Origin of the sequence: Eubacterium sp. AF34-35BH (genome assembly GCF_003477765.1) — a bacterium.
GTDB lineage: Bacteria > Bacillota > Clostridia > Lachnospirales > Lachnospiraceae > Eubacterium_G.
The window spans coordinates 181,452-198,632 of sequence record NZ_QUDZ01000004.1 but is presented as its reverse complement, the minus strand read 5'-3'; the positions used below and the strand labels follow the sequence as shown (position 1 = coordinate 198,632).

Sequence of the window (17,181 nt, the reverse complement as noted above, 5' to 3'; positions counted from 1 at the left end):
TAAAGATTTTATTACATAAAAAAGCCAGGACATAGGTCCTGACTTTTTATAATTAATTATATTTGCGCTTTCTAGCAGCTTCTGATTTCTTCTTACGCTTTACGCTTGGTTTTTCGTAATGTTCTCTTTTACGAATCTCCTGCTGAATACCAGCCTTTGCGCAATTTCTCTTGAATCGACGTAATGCACTGTCGATTGATTCGTTTTCTTTTACGATAACGCTTGACATCTGTTCTTCCCTCCCTTCAGTTATAGATTCCTAAAACTGTAGGTATTTGTGTTAAAACACTTTAAATATTATAACATATTTTTTCAATGCGTCAACCTTATTTTTGAAATAATACAAAATTATAACTGGCTTTCCAAAATCTCTTTTGCCTTTTCAATTGCCATATCAGCACCGGCTGGATTTTTACCACCTGCTTGAGCCATATTTGGACGACCACCGCCGCCACCTCCGACACATTTAGCAATTTCTTTAATCATATTTCCGGCATGAGCTCCCTTTGAAATCGCATCATTATCAGCCATAACAATTACATTGGCTTTGTCATTTGTTGTTGAAACAATAACAACAACTCCGCCACCCATTTTTTCTTTTAACTGATCACCAAGATTTCTTAAACCATTCATATCCACATCTGCTACCTTTGTAGCAAGAAGTTTAACTCCCTTTACTTCCACAACGTTGTCTAATGCGTCTCCAACAGATTCGTTAGCTAATTTTGCTTTTAACTTTTCATTTTCACTTGATAATGATTTGATTTCATCATTTAATGAATGAATCTTCTTTGTTAAATTATGTGCATCACTTTTGGCAGCCTTTGCAGCTTCATTTAATAATTTTTCCATTTCTTCAAAATGCTTAATTAAGCCATTTCCTGTTAAGGCTTCAATTCTTCTAACACCTGCAGAAATACCGGCTTCAGAAATAACCTTTAAGTATGAAATTTCCTTTGTGTTTGAAACATGAGTACCACCACATAATTCAACAGAAAAATCTCCCATAGATACAACTCTAACTGTATCTCCGTATTTTTCTCCAAATAATGCCATAGCACCTGTTTTCTTAGCTTCTTCTAATGTCATTTCTTTTGTGACAACATCTAATCCATTAGCAATCTGTTCATTGACAATAGATTCAACTTTGGCAATTTCTTCTTTTGTCATTGCCTGGAAATGTGTAAAGTCAAATCTTAATCTTTCAGCATCAACATAAGAACCTGCCTGCTCAACATGTTCGCCTAAAACAAGTTTTAATGCCTTCTGTAATAAATGTGTTGCACTATGGTTTTTAGCAATTGCTTCTCTGTTAGCGCTGTAAACTTTAAGAGCTACTTTATCTCCAACCTGAACCATACCTTCTACAACATATCCAACATGTCCAATCATTGAGCCATGAAGCTTAATTGTATCTACAACTTTAAATTTTCCGTTAGCTGTTTCAATAATACCTTTATCACCTGTCTGACCACCCATTGTTGCATAAAATGGAGTCTCATTTACAAGAATTGTGCCATTATCACCTTCAGCTAATGCCTGAACAACTTCTTTTTCTGTTGTTAAAGCTGTAATTTCTGATTCATTTTCCAATTTGTCATATCCAACAAACTTTGATGTTAAATTCTTATCAAGACTTTCGTATACTGTTTCATCTGCACCCATGTAGTTAGTTGTCTTACGGGCATTTCTTGCCTTTTCTCTCTGAACTTCCATAGCTTTTTTGAAACCTTCTTCATCTACGCTAAATCCTTTTTCTTCAAGAATTTCTTTTGTAAGATCAAGTGGGAATCCATAAGTATCATATAACTTAAAGGCATCGTCCCCTGATAAAGTCTTGTTTCCTTCTTCTGAAATTTTTGCTTCCATTTCAGCCAAAATATTAAGACCTGTATCAATTGTTTTGTTAAATTTATTTTCTTCTTCAGTTAATACTTTGAAGATCATATTTTTCTTTTCTTCAAGTTCAGGATAACCATCTTTAGAACTTTCAATTACAGTTTCTGAAAGGTCTGAAAGGAACATTCCATCAATACCTAATAATCTTCCATGTCTTGCAGCACGTCTGATTAATCTTCTTAATACATATCCTCTACCTTCATTTGATGGCATAATACCGTCAGAAATCATAAATGTAGCTGAACGGATATGATCAGTAATGATTCTTATGGAAACATCCCATTTATATTCTTTCTTATATTCTTTTCCTGAAATTTCGCATACTTTATCACGTAAAGCTTTAATAGTATCAACATCAAAAATAGAATCAACATCCTGAACGACTGTTGCAAGTCTTTCAAGTCCCATACCTGTATCTATGTTCTTCTGCTTTAATGTTGTATAATTTCCTTTGCCGTCATTTTCAAACTGAGTAAATACGTTGTTCCAGATTTCAATATATCTGTCACATTCGCAACCTACAGTACAATCTGGTTTACCACAACCATATTTTTCACCACGGTCATAATAAATTTCTGAACAAGGACCACAAGGGCCTGCACCATGTTCCCAGAAGTTATCTTCTTTACCGAATTTGAAAATTCTGTCTTTTGGAATACCCATTTCTTTATTCCAAATATCAAAAGCTTCATCATCTTCTAAATAAACAGAAGGGTATAATCTGTCAGCTTCAAGTCCAACAACTTCTGTTAAAAATTCCCAAGACCAATGAATAGCTTCATGTTTAAAATAATCTCCAAATGAAAAATTACCAAGCATTTCAAAGAATGTACCATGTCTTGCAGTCTTACCAATATTTTCAATATCGCCTGTTCTAATACATTTCTGACATGTCGCCATTCTTGTTCTAGGTGGAACTTCCTGACCTGTAAAATAAGGCTTTAAAGGCGCCATACCTGCATTAATAAGCAATAAACTGTTATCATTATGTGGCACTAATGAATAACTGCTTTTTACTAAATGTCCTTTTGACTCAAAGAAATCAAGGAACATTTGTCTTAATTCATTTAATCCGTATTTCTTCATTGTAAGTTCCTCCTAAACTAATCAGCTTTAATCTGATGGAAAGCTTTTTTACCCTTCTTAATTAAGATAACACCTTCATCATTAAAATCAGTTGTAGTTAATGTTTTATCTATAGCATTTACTTTTTCTCCATTAACAGAAACACTGTTCTGGTTTACTAAAGTTCTTGCTTCACTTCTTGATTTTGCAAGTTTTGTATCTACTAAAATTGTTAAAATATCAATTCCCTGTTCTAATTCAGCCTTTGCATATGTTGTTGTAGGAATATCACCTGAAATTCCTCCTTTAGCAAATATATTCCTAGCTGCATCTAATGCTTTTTTAGCTTCTTCTTCACCATGAACTAACTTAGTTAATTCATAGCCTAAAATTTCTTTTGCCTTATTAAGTTCAGCACCCTGCCATTTTTCCATTTCTTCAATTTCTTCTAATGGAAGGAATGTAAGCATCTTCAAGCATTTAATAACATCTTCATCATCAACGTTTCTCCAATACTGGAAGAATTCGTATGGTGATGTTTTTTCAGGATCAAGCCAAACTGCACCACTAACTGTCTTACCCATCTTCTTACCTTCTGAGTTAAGAAGTAATGTAATTGTCATAGCTGAGGCATCTTTTCCTAATTTACGTCTGATAAGTTCTGTACCACCAAGCATATTACTCCACTGATCATCTCCACCAAACTGAAGATTACAACCATAATCCTGGAATAATTTGTAGAAGTCATAACTCTGCATAATCATGTAGTTGAATTCTAAGAAACTAAGTCCTCTTTCCATTCTCTGTTTGTAACATTCAGCAGTAAGCATTCTGTTTACACTGAAATGTGGTCCAACTTCTCTTAAAACATCAATATAATTTAAATCCATTAACCAGTCTGCATTGTTTACCATTAATGCTTTTCCGTCAGAAAAGTCGATAAATTTGCTCATCTGTTTCTTGAAACATTCAATGTTGTGGTCAATAGTTTCTTTTGTCATCATTTTTCTCATATCAGTCTTTCCTGATGGGTCACCAATCATTGCAGTTCCACCACCTAAAAGAGCTATTGGTTTATTGCCGGTCATTTGAAGTCTCTTCATAAGACATAAAGCCATAAAATGACCTACATGAAGACTGTCTGCTGTTGGATCAAAGCCAATATAGAAAACAGCTTCACCTTTATTTATTAAATCACTAATTAATTTTTCATCAGTAACCTGTGCTATAAGGCCACGCGCTTTCAACTCTTCGTATGTGTTCATAATCTTATCTTCTCCTTCTATAGCATTATTTATGCTCAATCAAATAACAATTTTATCATAGTAGTTAAAATTTTACAATAACCGCTTTTCGTTATTTAAAGCAAAATACAAATAACTCCTTTGCTTTGATCATTTGTTATTTTTTCAACAGTCCCCTGCATTCTGGCTCTTGTATCTTCTGTTAAGTTATCAATTTTATTGCTAATGCCTTCTTCCACTATCTGACCAATTGTTTTTCCGAAAATGTTTGTATCCCAAATATCATTATGTTCTTCATTGGCATTTATAAATTCTATTAAATCCTTCGCCTGCTCTTCGTTACCTATAATTGGAGAAATTTCAGTTAATATATTCGCTTTTACAAAATGAATAGACGGTGCTGTTGCTTTTATTTTTACACCATAATTGCTACCGTTCTTTATTAATTCGGGACTATCTAAAACTATTTCTTCCTTGTCAGGCATAACAATTCCATAGCCTGTTTCCTTCACTTTTGTTATGGCTGAATTCACTTTATCATAACCTGTTTTTTTTGCTGCAAGTTCTTTGATAAATCTTATAAGATGCAACTGATTTTCAATTTTGCTGCCTGTAATTTCTGATAATGTGTCATAATAAGAACTTTCGTCCACAGAAAAATCCATAACAACTTTACCATTGGACAACTCAACCATTGATACAGACATATTTTTTACATAATTTTTGTCAGGACTAAAAATAAGATTTTTTATATCTTTAATTTTAGTAATTTTTTCTAAAATCTGTTTAGAATATTCTATTATGTATTTCATCATATCACTGTCTAAATTGATTATTTCAAGCCATTTTGGAACATTAAATACTATTTCGGTAATTGGAAATTCAAATAATATATTTTCTAAAATATTATTAATGTCATCTTCGTTTAATTTAAGACAGTTTATTGCTATTGTTGATACATCATATTTGCTTTCAATAGTTTTTTTCAATTCCAGACACTCTTTTGATGTAGGCTCCATTGAATTAACAAGAATAATAAAAGGCTTATTAATTTTTTTTAACTCATTAACTGTTTTATCTAATGCCTTGTTGTAGTCTTCAACATTCAAGTCAGTAAAACTTCCGTCACTTGTTATAACTACACCAATTGTTGAGTGTTCTGAAATTACTTTCTCTGTACCAATTTCAGCAGCTTTTGAAAAAGGAATTGACTGTTCAAACCAAGGTGTTTTTACCATTCTTTCAGAATCTTCCTCCATGTGACCTGTAGCCCCATCAACCATAAAGCCAACACAGTCTATTAGTCTAACATTAATATTAGCTTTGTTACCAATATTAATTGTCACCGCTTTATTAGGTATAAATTTAGGCTCTGTTGTCATTATTGTTTTACCGGCTGATGATTGTGGCAGCTCATCCATTGCTCGTTTAACCTCATTTTCATCTTTTATATTTGGCATTACAGCCACATCCATAAAATTCTTAATAAAAGTTGATTTTCCAGTTCTAACAGGTCCCACAACCCCTATGTAAATTTCCCCCTTTGTTCTTTTTTCAATGTCATTATATACATTAAAATCCATAAAAACCTCCCAGTGCATATATTAATACTAAAATATATGGCAATGAGAGGCTTTTTATTACTTTTTACATTAACGGAGAAATTAGTCTTAATAATTTCCCGCATACTTTATACCATAAAGGCCTGTTTCTACATTCTATTAAAGAAACCTTTTTTGATACAGCAAGCATATTTTCATAGTCGGCTTCTATATCATAAATTACATTATTTTTATAAATAAAGCATCCATTTTCAAAATGTAAATATAAACTTCTATAGTCTAAATTAATTGTTCCAACAGTTGCTTTTTCATCATCACTAATAAACATCTTAGCATGAGTAAAACCGGGTGTGTATTCATAAATTTCCACACCGGCTTCGATTAACTCACTGTAATATGTTCTTGCTATACAATAAGCGTATGGTTTGTCAGGTATACCTGGCATGACAATTTTTACATCTACACCACGTTTTGCCGCAAACTTTAACGCAGACATCATAACATTATCCAAAATTAAATATGGTGTAACAATATGAAGATATCTGTTGGCTGTATTAATCATATGTAAATAAACAGATTCACCAACTCTTTCTTTTCCAACCGGCTCATCACCGTAGCCTATTATATAACCATTATCGTCATATATTTTTGGAATTTTTATATCTAAATATCTGTCAAAATTTCCAATTGTCCGCTCTGTTACATTCCACATTTGTAAGAATAAAAGTGTATAGCTTTTTACTGCATCACCTTTTAACATAACCGCAGTATCTTTCCAATAACCGAATTTTTCAACAAGGTTCATATATTCATCTGCCAGATTAATACCACCGGTAAAAGCAACTTTACCGTCAATAACAAGAATCTTTCTATGATCTCTGTTGTTTTGCTCAGTTGTAAAAAAAGGTCTCGCAGGAGCAAAGGTTTTTGACTTTATGCCCATTTGACGTAGTTTCTTATAATAGCCAACCGGTAACTTTGTAAGGGAACAAAGGCCATCATACATTACTCTTACTTCTACGCCTTCTTTTGCCTTTCTTTCAAGAATATTAAGAACTGAGTCCCAGACTTTTCCCTGCTGAATAATAAAATATTCCATAAAAATAAAATCTGTGGCATTCTCCAATTCTTCAATTAAGGCTGTGTACTTTTCCTCTCCACAACTAAAATATGAAACATCAGTATTTTTATAAACAGGACAACCGGTGTAGTCATAAACATACTTTGCAAGCATCGAGACCTGTTTATCCTGTATTTGTAAATCATTGTATATTTGCTGTTCAGGTTGCAAATATCGTTGAGACTTTAAATCAATATGTTCTATTTTTTTTCGAAGTTTTATTGAACCAGGTTGCAATTTAGTGTACAAATACATCAAAACACCAAATCCCGGAACTACAACGATAAAAATAACCCATATCAGTTTCATTGTGGGATCTGATTTATCGCTAACTATATATACAACCGATAAAACCTGCAACAATGTTACAACGTAAGAAACACTTTTATCTAAAACAACGTTGTAGGCAACTGCCCAGAAAAATAAAATCTGAATAATAATCATTAAGCCAAAAATAAAAATTCGACTAAATAAAAATGTGGCAATGCCTTTTTTACCTTTATTTTTTGTCTTATCTAATTTGGTCTTATCCATTAAACTCCCCTTAAATATAATATATGTTATACTATATTAATTTATCTCCATTCTAAATCATGAAATTCGTTTGTCTGTTCACGCTCCATTAATTCCCACATTGCTTCTTCAGCAGGTTTGTTGTCAAAAAGGACTTCATTTACAGCTTCTACTATAGGCATGTCCACATTATATTTTTTTGCAAGTTCTAAAGCGGCTTTAGCTGAAACTGCACCTTCAACAACCATTTTTACTTCTTTAACAGCCTCATCTAATGTGTAGCCTTTGCCTATAAGGACACCGGCTCTTCTGTTTCTTGAGTGCTTACTGTTACATGTTACAATTAAGTCACCAATTCCTGATAGGCCATTGAAAGTTCTTGAATGACCACCCATTTTGACACCAAGAGCTGTAATTTCCTTGATACCTCTTGTAATTAAAGCAGCCTCTGTATTATCACCAAAACCAAGACCGTCAATTATGCCCGCTGCAAGGGCTATAACATTCTTTAAAGAGCCACCTAATTCAATACTCTTTCTGTCAGGACTTATATATGTTCTAAAATATTTATTTGCAAACATTGTCTGAACTTTCTGTGCTACTTCTTTCTTCTTAGCACCAATAACTACAACTGTAGGTATGTTACGTCCTACCTCTTCAGCATGGCTTGGACCTGAAAGTACAACAGCCTCGCATGTTGGTAATTCTTCTTCCATAATTTCTGTCATTGTATCAAAAGTCTTATCTTCAATTCCTTTTGCAACATCAACAATTATTTGACCGTCAGGTATAATATCTTTTAATAATTTAGATGTACTTCTGACAAATGATGAAGCAACTGCCATAACGATTAATTCAGAATTCTTAACAGCTTCTTCAATATTATTTGTAATTATAATATCTTCTGGAATTTTTATTCCAGGCAAGCTTATTTTATTTTCTCTATCTTTGCTTAATAAATCTACTTCTTTCTGCAATGCAGACCATATTGTTACATCATGTCCGTTTCCATATAATATTTTTGAAAGAGCAATGGCCCAACCACCACCGCCTAATACTGTAACTTTTGACATATTATGCCTCCTTTTTCTGACCAATTTTTCGTTCTGTTCCATTGACCAGTCTTTTTATATTATCTTTATGTCGTATATAAGACAAAACCATCATGATTCCAACCAAAATATACGATTCTAATTTTTCACTTTGATTTAAGTTATGCACCATGTTCAACTGACCGAATATTACCATTTCCAAAAAGAAACCTGTCATTAAGCATAATGAACTAAACGAAACATATTTAGTTAAAGCAAGTGCAACAAAAAAAGTTATTAAACCAAGAGCTAAAAATTTCCAGTCAAAAAAGACAAGTGAGAAAATAACTCCCGATGATGCTGCAATGCCTTTCCCTCCTTTAAAATTCATATAAAAAGGAAAATTATGGCCTAAAATTGTACCAAGCCCTGTATATAAGGCAATTGCAATTAAACTGTCATTACATGAATTTCTAAAAAGTAAATATGTAACACCTACGGCAAAAACAGCTTTAAGTGCATCGCCGAAAAATGTCATAAAACCATATTTTTTTCCAAGTGTACGCATGGCATTCGTTGTTCCTGAATTGCCACTTCCAAATTCTCTAATGTCTATATTATGCATTTTACCAATTATAAAACCTGTTTGAAATAAGCCGAAAATATAACCGATAACAATGCAAATTATTTTCTGCCAAACCATCGCAAATACTCCTTAAATTAAAATGTTTATTTTTCTTTTCTTTCTCTAATAATAAATCTTAATGGAGTTCCTCTGAAACCAAAAGCTTCTCTGATACGGTTTTCAATGTATCTTGTATAGGAGAAATGCATTAATTCCTTATCATTTACAAAAATAACAAATGTTGGTGGCTTTACTGATACCTGAGTAATATAGTAAAGTCTTAAACGTTTACCCTTATCTGATGGTGGCTGTTGCATTGCTACTGCTTCTGCCATAATTTCATTTACAACACCTGTTTCTATTCTCATAGTGTGATTTTCAATTACCATATCAATCATATCAAACAACTTAGGTAATCTTTGACCTGTTTTTGCTGAAATAAACATAATTTCTGCATACTGCATAAAAGAAAGAATCTGTCTTACTTTATTAGTATACTCATAAACAGTCTTGTCATTTTTCTCAATTGCATCCCATTTATTTACGGCAATAATTATACCTTTTCCATTTTCATGGGCAATCCCGGCAATTTTTGCATCCTGTTCAGTAACCCCTTCAGTTGCATCAATAACAATAACCACCACGTCTGCTCTTTCTACAGCAGTAACAGTTCTAATAACACTGTATCTTTCGATATCTTCTTTTACTTTTGATTTTCTTCTAATACCTGCAGTATCAATAAAAACATATTCTTTTCCATTCCATTTAACATCAGTGTCAATGGCATCTCTTGTTGTGCCTGCAATATTAGAAACAATAACACGGCTTTCACCTGTTAGTTTATTGATAATTGATGATTTTCCAACATTTGGCTTACCAACAATGGCGACCTTTGGTCTGTCATCTTCATCTTCTTCTAAATCAAGTGATTTAAAATGTTCAACAACCTTATCAAGCATGTCACCTATACCACTTCTCTGTGATGCAGAAATTGGAACAGGATCACCTATACCTAAATTATAGAATTCATAAACATCTGCCATCATTTTATTAAAATTATCTACTTTATTTACCACTAAAACAACCGGTTTCTGACTTCTACGAAGCATATCTGCAACCTTTGCATCAGCATCAATTAAGCCCTGCTTTACATCTGTCATAAATATAATAACATCTGCTGTATCAATGGCAATCTGCGCCTGCTCACGCATCTGTGCTAAAATAATGTCACTGCTATCAGGTTCAATACCACCTGTATCAATCATTGTGAAATTATAATTAAGCCAATCAATATCAGCATATATTCTGTCTCTTGTGACGCCCGGAGTGTCTTTTACTATTGAAATTTTTTGTCCTGCTAAAGCATTAAATAATGTTGATTTTCCAACATTAGGTCTACCTACTATAGCCACAATTGGTTTACTCATATTCTCTCACCTCACCATTAGATTTTACAATAAGTACCATTATTTGTAAATTGCTTATTTTATTTCCAAAAAAGCCGCCAGATTTCCTCTTTTTCCGTTAGTTGCTCTATGGGAAAAGAGCATCTTATGGTTACAGCATGTACAAATATCAGGTAAATGAATATTCTCTTCTAATACACCACATTCCCTGAAAACTATTCTGTTACACTCCCATAAGTCCAACATATATTTACCATTTCCTTTATTCAAAAGGATATTGTCTATATTGTCAGGAAATGCCATCTTAAATTCATTAGCCACATCTTCACTAATTTCATAGCAACTCATACATATTGAAGGACCAATGCAGGCAATAACATCCTTGGAATCAGTACCGTAGTTTTCTTTCATTTTCTTTAGAGTACATGCGCCTATTTTTCCAACTGTACCTCTCCAGCCGGAATGAGAAAGACCTATGGCCTTATTTTTTACATCTACCATATATAATGGAACACAGTCTGCAAAATATGTTGCCAAAACTACATTCTTTTCATTTGTAATCATTCCATCAATGTCAGTAAAACAATTTTCTTTATAAATACCGTTTCCCTTAAATTCTTTTCCAACTACAGCTACATTTGTAGTATGAGTCTGTTTACTACAAACGATATTTTTACTTTCAAACCCAATTGCATTTGCAATTATCTTGTGATTATTTACTACATTTTCTTCTAAATCGCCTCGACCAAAGCCTAAATTCATAGAACTTAAAACTCCCTGGCTTACACCACCTATTCTTGTGGAAAAGCCATGTGTAAGCCATGGTATCTCATCCATTGCTTTATATGAAATATATGGAACATCGTTTTTAAATTTTATAACAGTTGAATTTCTGCTTTTTTTGTTTAACAATACTATATTCATTACATTACTCCAAAACAATTATAAATATACCGAATTTGCTCCTCTGTTATTGCTATAACATCAAAACTGCACTGAAAATCCATAAAAATCTGGTTTTCATTTAAAAACCACATTGCTGTTTTGTAGATTTTCTGTTGTTTTCTATAATTTACCGCCTCTAAAGGATTGCCATACATAAGATTTTTTCTATATTTTATTTCAATAAAATGCAATGTATCTTCCTTAGATGCAATTACATCGATTTCCCCTATTTTACAGGAATAGTTTGATGCAATAATTTTGAAATTCTCTTTTTTCAAATATTCAATGGCTTTTTTTTCGTAAAAACCACCAACTTTTCTTGTATTCATAGTCCCCCTTAAAATCATTATCTTACAAAAATAATTTAATAAATCATTTATCTTTTTATAAACAAACAAAGGGTAAATTATAATAATCTACACAAAATTCTTTATAAAAGTTTTTCTATGTATAGGACATGGACCTACCTTTTTCAAAGCTTCAATATGTTTTGCCGAACCATAACCTTTGTTTGAAGCAAAATCGTATTCAGGATAAATCTTATGGTATTCAACCATCATTGCATCCCTTGTAACTTTTGCTATTATACTTGCTGCACCAATGGAAATGCTTTTTGCATCACCCTTTATAATCGGAATCTGCTTCATATCAAGCCCCGGAATGTTTACAGCATCGTTTAACAACAAATCAGGCTGTTTTTCCATTGAAGCAATTGCTTTTCTCATTGCCTCGTATGTTGCCTGTAAAATATCGATTTCATCTATTCTCTCAGGACTTGATTGAGCAGTTTTTGCACATATGGCTTTTTCCATTATTTGTGGATACAACTCTTCTCTTTTTTTGGCTGAAAGTTTTTTTGAGTCATTAATGTATAAAATATTACATTCTTTTGGTAAAATCACAGCTCCTGCAACAACAGGACCGGCCAAAGGACCTCTACCAACCTCATCTATACCGCATATTAATTCATAATCAGAATATTTTCTTTCAAAATATTGTAAATTATAAATTCTTTCTAACTCTAAAAGATACTTTTGGTGGTCTTTCCTTGCCTTTTCAACTAACTTTAAAACACCGCTTCTTTCATCACTTTTATATTCTTCAGCAAACTGTAATAAGTCTTTTTCATCCAAAAATGATAATTCTTTTTTAATATCTGCAATACTTTTTCCCATTGTTTCTACCTTTTAATTTCTATCTAAAGTGATTCTGCCTAATTTTCCACTTCTAAAGTCATCTAAAACTATCTTACTTGTTTTGTCCAAATCAGGCTGATTTCCTTTCAATTTGCAACCTCTTACCTCTGCTATCTGATACATAATCTGTAGAATGTTATCATCACCTTCAATACTATATCTGTCTTTGATTGCATTTGGATATAAGTTTTCTAATAGTTTAATTAGCTGGAATGCAAGTTCAGATACATCTAAAATATTATCATTCATTGAGCCAATAAAAGCTAAATGCATACCGATTTTCTGGTCATCAAATTTAGGCCATAAAACCCCAGGTGTATCCAAAAGTTCAAGATTCTTATTAAGTCGAATCCATTGTTTTCCTTTTGTTACTCCCGGCTTGTTACCTGTTTTTGCACAGTTCTTTCCTGCATAAGCGTTAATAAAAGTAGATTTACCAACATTTGGTATACCAACTACCATAGCTCTAATTGGTCTGTTTTTAATGCCTCTTTTTAAATTTCTTTCTATTTTTTCTTTACAGGCAATATTAACAGCATTATTAATTTCCTTAATGCCCTGCTTATTTTTAGAATTGATTTTTAAAGCAACAATTCCTTTTTTCTTAAAATATTCAATCCATTTATTATTTTGCTTTTCATCTGCTAAATCAGCTTTATTTAATAAAACAAGTCTTGCCTTATTCTGACCAAGATTGTCAATTTCAGGATTCCTACTACTTAACGGAATTCTTGCATCTAATAATTCAATTATTAAATCTATTAATTTTATATCTTCCTTCATTTGACGCATGGCTTTTGTCATGTGTCCCGGAAACCATTGATAATCCATAATCTTTCTCCTAAATTTTCTATTAAATAAAAAAGGAACGAGAATAAACCCGCTCCTTTTTTAAAGTAATAATTATTTAACTAATTCTTTTACCTTAGCAGCCTTACCTACTCTGCTTCTAATGTAGTTAAGTTTAGCACGTCTTACTTTACCCTGTCTTACTACTTCAATCTTAGCAATGTTTGGTGAGTATAAAGGCCAAGTTCTTTCTACACCAATACCGTTTGAATTCTTTCTTACTGTGAAAGTAGCTCTGTTGCTTCCACCCTGTTTCTTAAGTACAAGACCTTCGAAAATCTGAATTCTTTCTCTGTTTCCTTCAACGATCTTAGCGTGAACCTTAATTGTGTCACCTACGTTAAAAGGTGTTACTTCCTTAATCTGTGCATCTTCAATTTCTTTAATTAATTCCTGCATAATTTCCTCCTTATTTATTCCGATGTTCTTAATACATAATGTAACAGAGGACCATCTTTTTTTTATACAGCGTTTGTTATAATAACATAAAAAACTTTATTTATCAAGTGTTTTTATGAATTTTATATCTTCTTTTGTCAAATTAGCTTCTTCCATTAAATCAGGACGTCTTTCAATTGTTCTAATAATAGATTGTTTTCTTCTCCATTCATCAACCTTCAGATGATTTCCCGATAAAAGAATAGGTGGTACTTCCTTGCCCATAAATTCAGCAGGCCGTGTGTATTGTGGGTATTCGAGTAAATTATCATTAAATGACTCAAACTCTGCAGACACCTCATTATTTAACACTCCGGGAACAAGTCTTGAAATTGCATCAATCATAACCATGGAAGGCAATTCACCACCTGTAAGGACATAATCTCCTATTGAGACATTATCTGTAACTATCATTTCAAGAACTCTTTCATCAATACCTTCATAATGGCCACACAAAAACACTAAATCTTTTTCTTTTGACAACTCTTCCGCCATTGACTGATTAAAAACTTTTCCTTGTGGAGTTAAGTATACAACCCTTGGTTTATAACCAATTTGTTCTACTACCGATTCATAACTTTTATATACAGGTAATGGTTGCATTACCATGCCTGCCCCACCACCGTAGGGATAATCATCTATCTGACCATATTTATTGCCGGCAAAATCTCTTATATTTATAGCATTCAAGCTAATGAGACCGTTCTTAATGGCACGACCGGTAATACTTGTATTTACTCCCTGATTAATCATTTCAGGGAATAATGTTAAAACATGAAAATTCATTAATCCATTAATCCTTTCATAACATGAACTGTAATAGTTTTATTTTTAATATCCTTATTTAAAACACATTGCTCTATAACAGGGAACAGTACTTCCCTACCTTCAGGTGTTTTTACTACATATACCCCATTGGCACCTGTTTCCATTACATCAACCAGTTCACCAATGTAATTTTTTTCTTCATCAACAACATTGCACCCTATTAAATCAACGATAAAATGTTCATCTTCACCTAATGGAATTGCATTTTCTCGAGACACAAGCAAATCCAGTCCTTTAAATTTCAAAATATCATTAATGTTGTCGTATTGCTTAAATTTTAAAATAACCATATTTTTAAAATATTTTACACCTGTTACATTTACATTTATATATTCTTTTCCCGTATCAATTACAGCTTCTTCTAAATAATCAAATCTTTTTATATCATCTGTAGTAGGAAATACTTTAACTTCTCCTTTTATTCCATGAGAGTTTGTAATAACTCCAACTCTTAAATACTGTTCCATAATTTCTCCCTCTCACATAAAATGAACTTGAACATTGTCTTTTATACATAACAAGGCTGGAAAATCTTCCAGCCTTGTTGCACTTGTACTAAAGTGATTTTATTGAATTTCAACTTTAACTTTTTTGTCGCTTTTAGAAGATGCAGCCTTAACTACTGAACGAATAGCCTTAGCAATTCTTCCCTGCTTTCCGATTACTTTTCCCATATCGTCACTGGCAACATGTAAAGTAATAAGTATTTCTCTTTCGTTTTCAGTTTCAGATACTACAACTTCATCAGGAGAGTCAACAAGTGCTTTTGCAATTGTTTCTACCAATTCTTTCATGAATTTGCCCTCCGATATTATTTTTCAATACCAGCAATCTTTAAAAGCTTTCCAACTGTTTCTGTTGGCTGTGCTCCTGTTGATAACCATTTCTTTGTAGCTTCTTCGTTTAAATCAAATATACTTGGTTCCTGATTTGGATCGTATGTTCCGATTTCTTCGATGAATCTTCCATCTCTAGGTGCTCTTGAGTCAGCAACTACTATTCTGTAGATTGGATGTCTCTTCTTTCCCATTCTCTTTAATCTAATCTTTACTGCCATTTTTTCTTTACCTCCGTAAAATAATTTAATTTCTAATATTTATGTTTAAAAGCCAAAAGGCATTTTAAATCCACCTTTACGTTTTCCTTTTCCACCCATCATGCCAGGCATGCTCTTCATCATTTTTCTTGCCTGTTCAAACTGTTTTACAAGCTTATTAACTTCGCTTATATCAACACCGGCACCCTTTGCAATTCTCTTCTTTCTTGAAGGATTCATAAGGTCAGGATTGCCTCTTTCTTCTTTCGTCATCGAATAAATAATTGCTTCAATCTTACCAAGCTGTTTATCATCAGGAAGCATATCTTCCTTTATCTGACCACCAACTCCCGGTATCATCTTAAGCAAGGATGATAAACCACCCATGTTTCTAATCTGAGCCATATATTCAAGATAGTCATCAAAAGTAAACTGTGCTTTCTTAAGCCTCTGTTCCATTTCTTTTGCCTTATCCTGATCAATTGACTGCTCAGCCTTTTCAATAAGAGAAAGAACATCTCCCATTCCTAAAATTCTTGATGCCATACGGTCCGGATGAAATTGTTCTAAATCTGATAACTTTTCACCCATACCTATATATAAAATTGGCTTGCCTGTAACTGCCTTAATTGAAAGAGCAGCACCACCTCTTGTATCACCGTCTAATTTTGTAACAATAATACCGTCAATACCAATCTTATCGTTAAATTCTTTTGCAACATTAACTGCATCCTGTCCTGTCATAGCATCTACAACCAAAACAGTTTGTGTAATGTCTACATTATCTCTAATCTCCACAAGTTCGTTCATCATGTCTTCATCTACATGTAAACGACCTGCTGTATCAAGGATTACAACATTGTTGCCATTTTTCTTTGCATGTTCAATAGCTGCCTTTGCAATATTTAAAGGCTTTTGTTTATCTCCCATTGAGAAAACAGGTACCTGCTGTTTTTCACCGTTAATCTTTAACTGCTCAATGGCAGCCGGTCTGTAAACGTCACAGGCTACAAGTAAAGGTTTCTTACCTCTTCCTTTAAGCTTGCCTGCAATCTTAGCAGTTGTTGTAGTTTTACCGGCACCCTGAAGTCCCATCATCATAATAACGGTAATTTCATTATCCGGTAACAATTTAAGTTCTGTTGTTTCAGAACCCATTAAAGCTGTAAGTTCTTCGTTTACAATCTTTATAACCATCTGACCTGGTGTTAAACTTGTTAAAACATCCTGACCAATGGCTCTTTCATTTACTTTTTTAATGAAATCTTTAACAACCTTAAAGTTTACGTCAGCCTCAAGTAAAGCAATCTTTACTTCTTTTAAAGCTACTTTAACATCTTCTTCTGTAAGACGCCCCTTGCCACGCAAATTTTTGAATATATTTTGTAATTTATCGGATAAGCTTTCAAATGCCAAAGCCCTAC

General features: G+C 32.9%; 18 protein-coding genes. All 18 read right to left on the bottom strand.

Annotated elements, in window-relative coordinates:
- Window positions 1-52: 52 nt before the first annotated feature.
- Complete coding sequence (rpsU, locus tag DWZ69_RS06160; RefSeq protein WP_005362674.1) at window positions 53-229, bottom strand: 30S ribosomal protein S21; 177 nt, start codon at window positions 227-229, stop codon at window positions 53-55.
- 119 nt (window positions 230-348) lie between these two features.
- The gene (gene alaS / locus DWZ69_RS06155) at window positions 349-2,985 is read right to left on the bottom strand and encodes an alanine--tRNA ligase (RefSeq protein WP_117999576.1); all 2,637 of its coding nucleotides are present in this window, start codon (window positions 2,983-2,985) and stop codon (window positions 349-351) included.
- Between the two features lie 17 nt (window positions 2,986-3,002).
- Complete coding sequence (tyrS, locus tag DWZ69_RS06150) at window positions 3,003-4,229, bottom strand: tyrosine--tRNA ligase (RefSeq protein WP_118436481.1); 1,227 nt, start codon at window positions 4,227-4,229, stop codon at window positions 3,003-3,005.
- A 95-nt stretch (window positions 4,230-4,324) separates the two neighbouring features.
- A complete protein-coding gene (gene spoIVA, locus DWZ69_RS06145; protein ID WP_117999574.1) occupies window positions 4,325-5,791 on the bottom strand; it encodes a stage IV sporulation protein A in 1,467 nt (488 codons plus the stop codon).
- A gap of 64 nt (window positions 5,792-5,855) precedes the next feature.
- Window positions 5,856-7,424 (bottom strand): cardiolipin synthase, encoded by a 1,569-nt coding sequence (gene cls, locus DWZ69_RS06140; protein ID WP_117999573.1) that lies wholly within the window; start codon window positions 7,422-7,424, stop codon window positions 5,856-5,858.
- Window positions 7,425-7,465: 41 nt separating this feature from the next.
- A complete protein-coding gene (locus DWZ69_RS06135; RefSeq protein ID WP_117999572.1) occupies window positions 7,466-8,476 on the bottom strand; it encodes an NAD(P)H-dependent glycerol-3-phosphate dehydrogenase in 1,011 nt (336 codons plus the stop codon).
- Window position 8,477: 1 nt separating this feature from the next.
- Window positions 8,478-9,137, bottom strand: a complete 660-nt coding sequence (plsY, locus tag DWZ69_RS06130; RefSeq protein ID WP_117999571.1) for a glycerol-3-phosphate 1-O-acyltransferase PlsY — start codon at window positions 9,135-9,137, stop codon at window positions 8,478-8,480.
- Between the two features lie 26 nt (window positions 9,138-9,163).
- Window positions 9,164-10,486 (bottom strand): ribosome biogenesis GTPase Der, encoded by a 1,323-nt coding sequence (der, locus tag DWZ69_RS06125; RefSeq protein ID WP_022166077.1) that lies wholly within the window; start codon window positions 10,484-10,486, stop codon window positions 9,164-9,166.
- A 54-nt stretch (window positions 10,487-10,540) separates the two neighbouring features.
- Window positions 10,541-11,389 (bottom strand): peptidoglycan editing factor PgeF, encoded by an 849-nt coding sequence (pgeF, locus tag DWZ69_RS06120; protein WP_117999570.1) that lies wholly within the window; start codon window positions 11,387-11,389, stop codon window positions 10,541-10,543.
- Window positions 11,389-11,739 (bottom strand): YraN family protein, encoded by a 351-nt coding sequence (locus DWZ69_RS06115; protein ID WP_158561083.1) that lies wholly within the window; start codon window positions 11,737-11,739, stop codon window positions 11,389-11,391. The genes pgeF and DWZ69_RS06115 overlap by 1 nt, the downstream gene beginning before the upstream one ends.
- Before the next feature lie 87 nt (window positions 11,740-11,826).
- Window positions 11,827-12,585, bottom strand: coding sequence for a ribonuclease HII (locus DWZ69_RS06110; RefSeq protein ID WP_117999568.1), 759 nt, complete (start codon window positions 12,583-12,585; stop codon window positions 11,827-11,829).
- A gap of 12 nt (window positions 12,586-12,597) precedes the next feature.
- On the bottom strand, window positions 12,598-13,437 hold the full coding sequence (ylqF, locus tag DWZ69_RS06105) for a ribosome biogenesis GTPase YlqF (RefSeq protein ID WP_117999567.1): 840 nt from the start codon (window positions 13,435-13,437) through the stop codon (window positions 12,598-12,600).
- Between the two features lie 72 nt (window positions 13,438-13,509).
- Entirely contained in the window at window positions 13,510-13,854 is a 345-nt protein-coding gene (gene rplS, locus DWZ69_RS06100) for a 50S ribosomal protein L19 (protein ID WP_022166072.1), read from the bottom strand.
- 96 nt (window positions 13,855-13,950) lie between these two features.
- A complete protein-coding gene (gene trmD, locus DWZ69_RS06095) occupies window positions 13,951-14,679 on the bottom strand; it encodes a tRNA (guanosine(37)-N1)-methyltransferase TrmD (protein WP_117999566.1) in 729 nt (242 codons plus the stop codon).
- Window positions 14,679-15,188: a ribosome maturation factor RimM gene (rimM, locus tag DWZ69_RS06090; RefSeq protein WP_117999565.1), complete on the bottom strand. Its 510-nt coding sequence runs from the start codon at window positions 15,186-15,188 to the stop codon at window positions 14,679-14,681. Before rimM ends, trmD begins: the two co-directional genes overlap by 1 nt.
- Before the next feature lie 99 nt (window positions 15,189-15,287).
- Window positions 15,288-15,515 (bottom strand): KH domain-containing protein, encoded by a 228-nt coding sequence (locus DWZ69_RS06085; protein ID WP_022166069.1) that lies wholly within the window; start codon window positions 15,513-15,515, stop codon window positions 15,288-15,290.
- 17 nt (window positions 15,516-15,532) lie between these two features.
- A complete protein-coding gene (gene rpsP / locus DWZ69_RS06080) occupies window positions 15,533-15,778 on the bottom strand; it encodes a 30S ribosomal protein S16 (protein ID WP_022166068.1) in 246 nt (81 codons plus the stop codon).
- A 45-nt stretch (window positions 15,779-15,823) separates the two neighbouring features.
- A complete protein-coding gene (ffh, locus tag DWZ69_RS06075) occupies window positions 15,824-17,173 on the bottom strand; it encodes a signal recognition particle protein (RefSeq protein WP_117999564.1) in 1,350 nt (449 codons plus the stop codon).
- Between the last annotated feature and the right edge of the window lie 8 nt (window positions 17,174-17,181).

What these genes read in the sequence shown, in the direction of transcription:
- rpsU (WP_005362674.1), bottom strand. Translation starts at nt 229, where the DNA reads ATGTCAAGCGTTATCGTAAAAGAAAACGAATCAATCGACAGTGCATTA.
- alaS (WP_117999576.1), bottom strand. Translation starts at nt 2,985, where the DNA reads ATGAAGAAATACGGATTAAATGAATTAAGACAAATGTTCCTTGATTTC.
- tyrS (WP_118436481.1), bottom strand. Translation starts at nt 4,229, where the DNA reads ATGAACACATACGAAGAGTTGAAAGCGCGTGGCCTTATAGCACAGGTT.
- spoIVA (WP_117999574.1), bottom strand. Translation starts at nt 5,791, where the DNA reads ATGGATTTTAATGTATATAATGACATTGAAAAAAGAACAAAGGGGGAA.
- cls (WP_117999573.1), bottom strand. Translation starts at nt 7,424, where the DNA reads ATGGATAAGACCAAATTAGATAAGACAAAAAATAAAGGTAAAAAAGGC.
- DWZ69_RS06135 (WP_117999572.1), bottom strand. Translation starts at nt 8,476, where the DNA reads ATGTCAAAAGTTACAGTATTAGGCGGTGGTGGTTGGGCCATTGCTCTT.
- plsY (WP_117999571.1), bottom strand. Translation starts at nt 9,137, where the DNA reads ATGGTTTGGCAGAAAATAATTTGCATTGTTATCGGTTATATTTTCGGC.
- der (WP_022166077.1), bottom strand. Translation starts at nt 10,486, where the DNA reads ATGAGTAAACCAATTGTGGCTATAGTAGGTAGACCTAATGTTGGAAAA.
- pgeF (WP_117999570.1), bottom strand. Translation starts at nt 11,389, where the DNA reads ATGAATATAGTATTGTTAAACAAAAAAAGCAGAAATTCAACTGTTATA.
- DWZ69_RS06115 (WP_158561083.1), bottom strand. Translation starts at nt 11,739, where the DNA reads ATGAATACAAGAAAAGTTGGTGGTTTTTACGAAAAAAAAGCCATTGAA.
- DWZ69_RS06110 (WP_117999568.1), bottom strand. Translation starts at nt 12,585, where the DNA reads ATGGGAAAAAGTATTGCAGATATTAAAAAAGAATTATCATTTTTGGAT.
- ylqF (WP_117999567.1), bottom strand. Translation starts at nt 13,437, where the DNA reads ATGGATTATCAATGGTTTCCGGGACACATGACAAAAGCCATGCGTCAA.
- rplS (WP_022166072.1), bottom strand. Translation starts at nt 13,854, where the DNA reads ATGCAGGAATTAATTAAAGAAATTGAAGATGCACAGATTAAGGAAGTA.
- trmD (WP_117999566.1), bottom strand. Translation starts at nt 14,679, where the DNA reads ATGAATTTTCATGTTTTAACATTATTCCCTGAAATGATTAATCAGGGA.
- rimM (WP_117999565.1), bottom strand. Translation starts at nt 15,188, where the DNA reads ATGGAACAGTATTTAAGAGTTGGAGTTATTACAAACTCTCATGGAATA.
- DWZ69_RS06085 (WP_022166069.1), bottom strand. Translation starts at nt 15,515, where the DNA reads ATGAAAGAATTGGTAGAAACAATTGCAAAAGCACTTGTTGACTCTCCT.
- rpsP (WP_022166068.1), bottom strand. Translation starts at nt 15,778, where the DNA reads ATGGCAGTAAAGATTAGATTAAAGAGAATGGGAAAGAAGAGACATCCA.